The following is a 7450-nucleotide window of genomic DNA, read 5'->3' on the forward strand; positions in this document are numbered from 1 at the left end:
GCAGCAAGTCGAGGGGGTGCTGGAGCAATGCTCAGTACCTGTGGATCGGACTCGGGTCGGAACGTGAAGGGCGTACCTTCCCGAGTGATCGATTGAAGGTCACCGAGTAGACCGGCGTTCGCAGCGCCGGCGGGGAAGGTACACCCATGCTCACGGTAGTCACCGACGACAAGTTCGACGCGAGACGGGTCTCTGATCGACGAGATCGTCCGGGAAGGCGCAAGGCGAATGCTGGCCGCCGCCCTGGAGGCCGAAGTCGACGCATACATAGCTGAGTTGGCCCATGAGAAGGATGAGCGGGGGCGTCGGCTCGTGGTCCGCAACGGTCACCACCTGCCGCGGAAGGTCACCACCGCTGCCGGAACCGTCGAGGTGCGGGCTCCGCGGGTCAACGACAAGCGGATCGACGGGCAGTCGGGCGAGCGCAAGCGGTTCTCCTCGGCGATCCTGCCGCCCTGGTGCCGCAAGTCCCCGAAGATCAGCGAGGTGCTGCCGCTGCTCTACCTGCACGGCCTGTCGTCGGGCGACTTCGTGCCCGCACTCGAGCAGTTCCTCGGGTCGTCGGCCGGCCTCTCACCGGCCACGGTCACCCGGCTGACCACGCAGTGGCAGGCCGACCACAAGGCATTCGGTGAGCGTGACCTGTCCGCCACGGACTACGTCTACGTCTGGGCCGACGTCATCCACCTGCGCATACGCCTGGAAGAGGCCAAGGCCGCCGTGCTGGTGGTGATGGGCGTGCGGGCGGACGGCACCAAGGAACTGATCGCGATGACGGACGGCTACCGCGAATCGTCGGAGTCCTGGGCGAATCTGCTGCGGGACTGCGCCCGCCGGGGCATGCATGTTCCCGTCCTGGCAGTCGGTGATGCCGCGCTCGGCTTCTGGAACGCGCTGAACGAGGTCTTCCCGGCCACCCGCCATCAGCGGTGCTGGGTCCACAAAACGGCCAATGTGCTGGACAGTCTGCCCAAGTCGGCCCAGCCCGCGGCGAAGAAGGCCATCCAGGACATCTACAACGCCGAGGACAAGGAGCACGCGGCTGAGGCGATCAAGACGTTCGCCCAGCAGTACGGGGCGAAGTTCCCCAAGGCCGTCAAGAAGAACGTCACCGACGAGGCCGAGTTGCTGGCCTTCTACGACTTCCCCACCGAGCACTGGATCCACCTGCGAACCACGAACCCGATCGAGTCGACCTTCGCGACCGTGCGGCTGCGGACGAAGGTCACCAAGGGTGCGGGCAGCAGAGCGGCCGCCCTGGCGATGGTGTTCAAGCTGGTCGAGTCGGCTCAGGCTCGCTGGCGAGCCGTGAACGCACCCCACCTCGTCGCCCTCGTCCGCGCCGGAGCCCGTTTCGAACGTGGCCAGCTCGTTGAACGCCCTCAATCCGCCGCTGCTTGACCAACCGAGAAACCGGCACCGGGTGCGGCGTAATCGATGGGGCCGCCGAACCGTGCCGAGGCACGGGCTACCGCCTGCTGCGGGGTGAGGAAACGACCGACATGCGTGATGATCAACCGTCCTGCCCGGGCCGCACTGGCCGTGTCGCCGGTGTCTTCGGGCGTGTGGTGAACCTGTTGGCCCTCGGTTGGCACCTGTGCGCTCTCGGCCTCGCACAGCAGTACGTCGCACCCATCCGCCAGGCTCGTGAGGCCGGGGCAGGGTGCCGTATCCCCGGAGTAGACCAACGACCGGCCTGCCGTCTCGACGCGCAGGACGAAGGCCGGGATGCCGTGCGCTACCGCGCGAGCCGCCGGAAACGGCCTGACAGTGGGGTTCTGCCGGCGCGGCTACCCGGGTCTGTGCTCAGGCGGAGTGCCGGACCGTCCCAATATCGTGAGCCTTCAGCCGATGCTGGGATGCCAGGCCGCGGGTCAGCTCTGCCAACTTCTGGGTCAGCTACGCGGCGTCCAGCATCCCCGAACGGTTCAGGCGGTAGTCCGGGGCGACGGTATTGCGTCATGAACATGGCCGATACAGCACGAGGTGCTGGGTGCAACGGAGGGAAACTGCGGGCTGACCGCGTGCTTCGGCCCAGCCGTTCCCTACGGTCGAGAACTACACGTCAGAGCATTGGTATCTTCGAGTGATGTTCTCACCAAGGGTGAGTGAACGGAAAGAAGAACGGGGGCTCTGTGTCGGGAAAGACGGTTGTTGACCCTACGGAACTGCGGTCTGCTGCACAGGCCGAGGACGCCATTGCAGACGACATGAAGGGCAAGAACAGCAAGGCCCTCTCCGACAACCAAGCGGCGGCGGAGTCGCTCGACGGCTGGTCGATCGCCGCTGCGTTGCACTCCCTCACTGAGACATGGCGGCCGTCCTTGGACGGTATCCGCGACCGTGCGAGGGCGGGCGCCGCCAACCTACGCGCCTCAGCCAGCGGACACGAGTGGAACGATGACCTCGTGTCGCATGATTTCGAGAAAACGCCTGACACTGCTATGTCCAGCCCCGCGGGGCCTGGCGTGTCCTCGGCTGTGGGCTACACCTGGCAGCCCTCACCGGCCGGGAAGACGCTGCCGGACCCCGGCTTCGCTTCCCCATCGCCCGACTTCCCGTCAGGCGGCGCGTACCAGCCACCGGTCCCTGGCACCAAGGCTCCCTCCGTGGACGACATGCTCGATGCCAAGCCCGTGACGCCTGTATATGAACCCGGTGTCACCGGCGCGACCACTCGCGACGGCCACCAAGGGTCGCCTCAGGTCGGCTCTGATTCGCCCTTCGGTTAGCCGGCACCGTGTGCGGGGGCTCAGGGAACAGTCACGATAAACGCAACAACGGGGGACTACGGACATGGCTTCTGACTACACGCGCCTGCTGAGGCAGGACTTCTCTGACAGTGAAGCCGCCGAGAAGGCATGGCATCAGCTCTCTACGGCCATGGACGAGCTCGACGCACGGCACAGGTCTAAGGTCAGCGGTCCGTTGCACGCTCACTGGAAGGGCGACGACGCGGACGCCGCTCTCAACTATTTGGAGAACCTCGAATCTCGCTTCGGCGTCGTGCGTACCGAGGCGATGGCTATTTCGGAGGCGTTGGGCATCGCCCGGGCCAAGATGATGCTGGCGCAGGAGCGGCTGCGTAGCGGGGTGAGGGAGCTGGAGGCGGATCACTTCACCGTCGACGATGAGGGGCGTGTCTGGCCTCCCGAAGGCAGTGAGGATCCGACTGCTGACGTCACGCAGCAGGAGCGGAACGATCAGCTCGCGAAGCTCGATTACTACCAGAGCGAGATCAATGATGCGGTGGGCAAGGCACGCAAGGCCAGCGATGAGGGGGCCAAAGCGCTGTACGAGCTGACCGGTGAGATCCTGCAGGGCAACATCGACGACGCGGCGGGTGAGGCACGCGATGATGTGAAGCAGGCCTCGAAAGACATGCACACCGAGCTGGGCAAGCCCTATCCGCCACACGATCCGAAGGACGCCGCGGAATGGTGGAAGAACCTGCCGGAGAGTCAGCGGGAGGCCTACGCGGCACTGCACCCGGAGATCATCGGACGGACCGACGGGTTGCCCTCAACAGTGCGCGACGATGCCAACCGCCTCGCCCTGGAGCAGGAGCTCAGCGCGATGGAGAACTACGAGTACCACGACAAGTACTCCACCGATGAATACAACAAGCGGCTCAACAACATGCTGACGCTCCAGCGGGAGCTCGACAAACGAGACGGCGCCGAGGGCCATAAGAAGCTCTACGTCCTCAACTACGACTCCGCCGGCGACGGGAAGGCCGTCATCGCCATGGGCAATCCGGATACCGCTGACAACGTCGGCGTCCAGGTACCGGGCACCGCCACAACCATGGAGTCCACCGATGGACAGCTCGGGCGCCTTAGCAAACTCCAGCGCTCCGCAGAGAACGCCGACCCGTCAGCAAAGACCTCGATGGTCTACTGGCTGGGATACGACGCACCCGAGATCCCAGTCTCCGAGGCGGGAAATGTCGACGTCGCCGGCAAGGGGCGAGCCGAGTCCGCCGGGCCCGACCTGCGTAACTTCACACACGGTCTGCGGGCTTCTCATGAAGGCGGCGACCGGGCCAACATGACGGTGCTCGGCCATAGTTACGGCACAACAGTGGTGGGAATCGCGGCATCGAAGAACGGTGGTCTGGACGCTGACAACATCTGCGTTGTTGGCAGTCCGGGCATGGGCGTGGACCACGCCAAGGACCTCAACATCGACCCAGACCGCTTCTACACTGGTGTCGCCGAGGACGACCCCATCCGCAATGCTGCGGATATGTCGCTGGGCACCACCCCGAACAAGAGCGACTTCGGCGGCACCCGCTTCAAGGTCGATACGCACGGCCACAGCGGCTACTGGAACGACCGCAGCGATAGTCTCGACAACCAAGGAAAGGTCATCGCCGGTCAGCACCCCTCAAAGCGCCAAGACAAGCCCGTGACGCCCGTCGTGCCCGTCGGGCCCGGTGGGCCCGCCTTCCAGCAGTGAGCATCTATGCCGAAGCTCCGACTCCCCCTGTTCCGTCCCACTCTCCTGGCCGTCCTGGCCGTTCTCCTGACCGGAGGCTGCGTGTCTCAGCAACCAGACGATGACCTCAACAAGCCGCTGCCCCGCAAGAGCCGTGCGGACGCTCTGGCATGGGCCAAGCAGTACACCGCAGCCATGGCTCACTACGCTGAAACAAAGATCTCAAACGACCCTGCTCCCCGCGAGTCGTTCGAGGAGTGCATCGGCCGCAACGACGAGGTCGCCGACGACGGACGCTTCACCCTCACCTACGCCGTGTACGCACACCTCCCGCAGAAGGACCACATCGAAGCCGTACGCAAGGTACGCACAGCGCTCAAACAGCACGGGGTGGAGATCACGAGCTACGAAGAACGGCCTGCCCGCCCCGAAGTTCTCCTCCATGGCTTCCACAACAAGGAACACTTCAGCCTCATCGCGGACTCCGTAAAGCCCCCCAACCTACTGCGCTTCTCCGTCAGCACCCCCTGCTTCCTGCCCCCGGGCGCCAAGCAGCAGAAATTCTGAGGCGCGCCGTCGACATCCGACGGCCTGAGGACGCCGACCCAAGCGCGGATTCCGTCGCGCTGGAGGAGGTCGGGTGCGCGCTTCTCTCTGCGGTTCGGGCGCGGAACTCCCCCACCACGACAACGCCGCCATCGCGCGCAAGGGCGGTGGTCTACGGCGCCGATGTGTACTTCACCGTCACATCCGTGCAGCCAGCCGCGACCGTACGCAACGCTTTGACCTCGGCGCGGTCTGCGGTCAGCTTCCACCGGAGTTTGGCGGCGACCCAGTCGGTGGCGTAGGTGCAGGTAGCGTCCTTGGCGGGCGGCATCCACTCGGCCGGGTCCTTGTCGCCCTTGGTGCGGTTTTCCCCGAGGCTGACGGCGACGAGGCTGCGGTCGGCGCCCAGGTCGTTGGCGTATCGTTCGCGGCGCTCGGGCGTCCATTTCGAGGCGCCAGAGTCCCACGCTTCGGCCAGAGGTACGACGTGGTCAATGTCGAGCTTACGCGCGTCGGTAACGGTCTTGTCGTCGTAGTAGGAGCGCCACTTGCCGCCGGTGAGCCTGCAGTTCTTGCCCTGGCGGGGCTTGACGACGGCCTCGGAGATGAGGACTTCCTTGCGTGTGTCGCAGCCATCGTGGTCGGCGTCGGTCCACAGACGGAACTTGTCCCGCTCGTAGCCGGTACGAAATTCACGGGCCACCTGCAGCTGGCCTATCGCGTCCACCAGCCATAGAGCACCGTTGCTCTTGCCGTCGGACGAGCTCGCGCTCGGCGACGGCGACGTCTTCGCATCCTGACGGGATGTGTCGGGAGTGCACGCGGCCGCGGACACCATCAACAGCGGGCAGGCCAAGGCAGCGGCGAGGTGGCGTGCGGAGTACATAGAGCTCCCAGGTCAGGCGCGGTGAGGTGATGACAGCTCTATGGGTCTACCCATCACGTCGGGGTGCGTCAACTGAGGCCGGAGCTGGGAGTCAGTCGTGCTCGGTCGGTGGTTTCTGGTTCAGGAAATGTGCGGCTGCCTCGATCGCGTCGCTCTTGATCTTTTCGACGGGTACGTCCCAGTTATCGTCCCAGTCGTCGAGGTTGTACGCGCATACGACGAGCGGCTGCAGCGCGTCGGGGTAATCGAGGTCCCAGGCGACGTCACGCCAGATCCGGAAGGCGCCGACCGCAGGGGCGAGGGACCCGTCCACCATCTGACCAGCGACCCAGTAGGCCAGGGCCCACCTCGCTGCCCGTGGATCAGCGGGAACGTCGACGTCGAGCCCCAGCTCATACAGGACCCGCTCGAGGAGGTCAGGCGCCTCGAGCTCTTCGTTGCGCCCGAGGCCGGCCAGCATCGCAAGGGACTCACTCTCGACCCCGGCAAGCAATGCGTCCAGACCGATCTGAATGAGGGTGTCGGACCCGATGTATCCGCCGAACGCTCTCTCGTGGGCGATACGGCTCAGCTCCTTGAGCACCTCGTCACGGGTCACCGGGGCCTCCTGTCGGCGGACTGAACCCGCAGCCGCGCACTGACTTCCTGCCCCAGGCGATCGATCTCGTGGAACTGATGCAGTAGCAGCCTGCTGCCTTCAGCTGGTCAAACAGGGACACCTATGTGAGTTTATCGGGGCCGGTATGACTACCCACTCCCCCGAGTGACCGCCATCTGGATTCCACACGACGGCCAGCGTGCCGGCGCTATCAACAGACCATGATCAAGACGGCTGCCCGCGCCCTCGCGGCCGCGGCCCTCGCCCTACTGCCCCTGGCCACCACCGTCCCCGCGCATGCCGCCGAGACACTCAGCCTCCACGATGCCATCGAAACCCTCCCCCAAGCCGCCGAGTCCCGCGACGGATACGAGCGCTCGAAGTTCAAGCACTGGATCGACGAGGACAAGGACGGCTGCAACACCCGGGCCGAAGTCCTCATCGACGAAGCCTTCACCCCGCCGAACATCGGCCCGGGCTGCAGGCTTACTGGCGGGAGCTGGTTTTCCTACTACGACGACAAGGTCGTCGACGGCCCCTCCGGCCTCGACATCGACCACATGGTGCCCCTAGCCGAAGCCTGGGACAGCGGCGCGTCCCAGTGGACCGCCGCCCGCCGCCAGGCCTACGCCAACGACCTCGACGCCGAACGCTCCCTGGTCGCTGCGACCGCCAGGAGCAACCGGCAAAAGGCCGACCAGGACCCAGCCCAGTGGATGCCGCCGGCCGCACACGCCCAGTGCCCCTACCTCGCCGACTGGGTCGGAACCAAGCTCCGCTGGTCCCTGACCGTCGACCGCGACGAGCGCAACGCCCTGCGCAGGCTCGCCGCCGGCTGCGAAAACACCGACGTGGAATACGAGCGGGTGTAGCACGCAGAAGGCCCCAGGAGGGTACGGCGGCCGGAGCGCACCGACGTGCGAAGGACAGTGCGCCCCGGCCTCTTCCCGCCCACCGGAGACGGGTTGTGCCGCCGACGT

The 7450-nt window shown here is 65.7% G+C and carries 6 protein-coding genes and 2 pseudogenes; 5 read left to right on the top strand and 3 right to left on the bottom strand.

Translation table 11 applies throughout. The annotated features are described in order from the left end of the window. Positions 1 to 146 precede the first annotated feature (146 nt). Positions 147 to 1401: pseudogene (locus DY245_RS42885) on the top strand (IS256 family transposase). Here the strand turns inward: DY245_RS42885 and DY245_RS42890 are convergent. Further along, positions 1383 to 1751 (bottom strand): annotated as a pseudogene (locus tag DY245_RS42890) (MBL fold metallo-hydrolase); the annotation flags it as partial. The pseudogenes DY245_RS42885 and DY245_RS42890 overlap by 19 nt on opposite strands. Before the next feature lie 357 nt (positions 1752 to 2108). Here DY245_RS42890 and DY245_RS42895 point away from each other — a divergent pair. From DY245_RS42895 to DY245_RS42905, 3 genes are all read left to right on the top strand, one after another. Beyond that, positions 2109 to 2732 carry a hypothetical protein gene (locus DY245_RS42895; RefSeq protein WP_128512536.1) on the top strand — a complete coding sequence of 208 codons (624 nt, stop codon included), beginning with the start codon at positions 2109 to 2111 and terminating at the stop codon, positions 2730 to 2732. Between the two features lie 64 nt (positions 2733 to 2796). Further along, positions 2797 to 4461 carry an alpha/beta hydrolase gene (locus tag DY245_RS42900; protein ID WP_128512537.1) on the top strand — a complete coding sequence of 555 codons (1665 nt, stop codon included), beginning with the start codon at positions 2797 to 2799 and terminating at the stop codon, positions 4459 to 4461. 81 nt (positions 4462 to 4542) lie between these two features. After that, positions 4543 to 5007 (top strand): hypothetical protein, encoded by a 465-nt coding sequence (locus DY245_RS42905; protein ID WP_128512538.1) that lies wholly within the window; start codon positions 4543 to 4545, stop codon positions 5005 to 5007. Between the two features lie 151 nt (positions 5008 to 5158). Here DY245_RS42905 and DY245_RS42910 read toward each other — a convergent pair whose 3' ends face one another. Further along, positions 5159 to 5872 (bottom strand): HNH endonuclease family protein, encoded by a 714-nt coding sequence (locus DY245_RS42910; protein WP_128512539.1) that lies wholly within the window; start codon positions 5870 to 5872, stop codon positions 5159 to 5161. A gap of 91 nt (positions 5873 to 5963) precedes the next feature. Beyond that, positions 5964 to 6470, bottom strand: a complete 507-nt coding sequence (locus tag DY245_RS42915) for a hypothetical protein (RefSeq protein WP_128512540.1) — start codon at positions 6468 to 6470, stop codon at positions 5964 to 5966. Between the two features lie 221 nt (positions 6471 to 6691). Between DY245_RS42915 and DY245_RS42920 the strand changes: the two genes are divergently transcribed. After that, the gene (locus tag DY245_RS42920; protein ID WP_128512541.1) at positions 6692 to 7342 is read left to right on the top strand and encodes an HNH endonuclease family protein; all 651 of its coding nucleotides are present in this window, start codon (positions 6692 to 6694) and stop codon (positions 7340 to 7342) included. The last annotated feature ends 108 nt before the right edge of the window (positions 7343 to 7450 follow it).

Source organism: Streptomyces inhibens (genome assembly GCF_003389455.1).
Lineage (GTDB): Bacteria > Actinomycetota > Actinomycetes > Streptomycetales > Streptomycetaceae > Streptomyces > Streptomyces inhibens.

Coding starts and splice junctions, on each gene's coding strand:
- DY245_RS42910 (WP_128512539.1), bottom strand. CDS start 5,872: ATGTACTCCGCACGCCACCTCGCCGCTGCCTTGGCCTGCCCGCTGTTG.
- DY245_RS42900 (WP_128512537.1), top strand. CDS start 2,797: ATGGCTTCTGACTACACGCGCCTGCTGAGGCAGGACTTCTCTGACAGT.
- DY245_RS42920 (WP_128512541.1), top strand. CDS start 6,692: ATGATCAAGACGGCTGCCCGCGCCCTCGCGGCCGCGGCCCTCGCCCTA.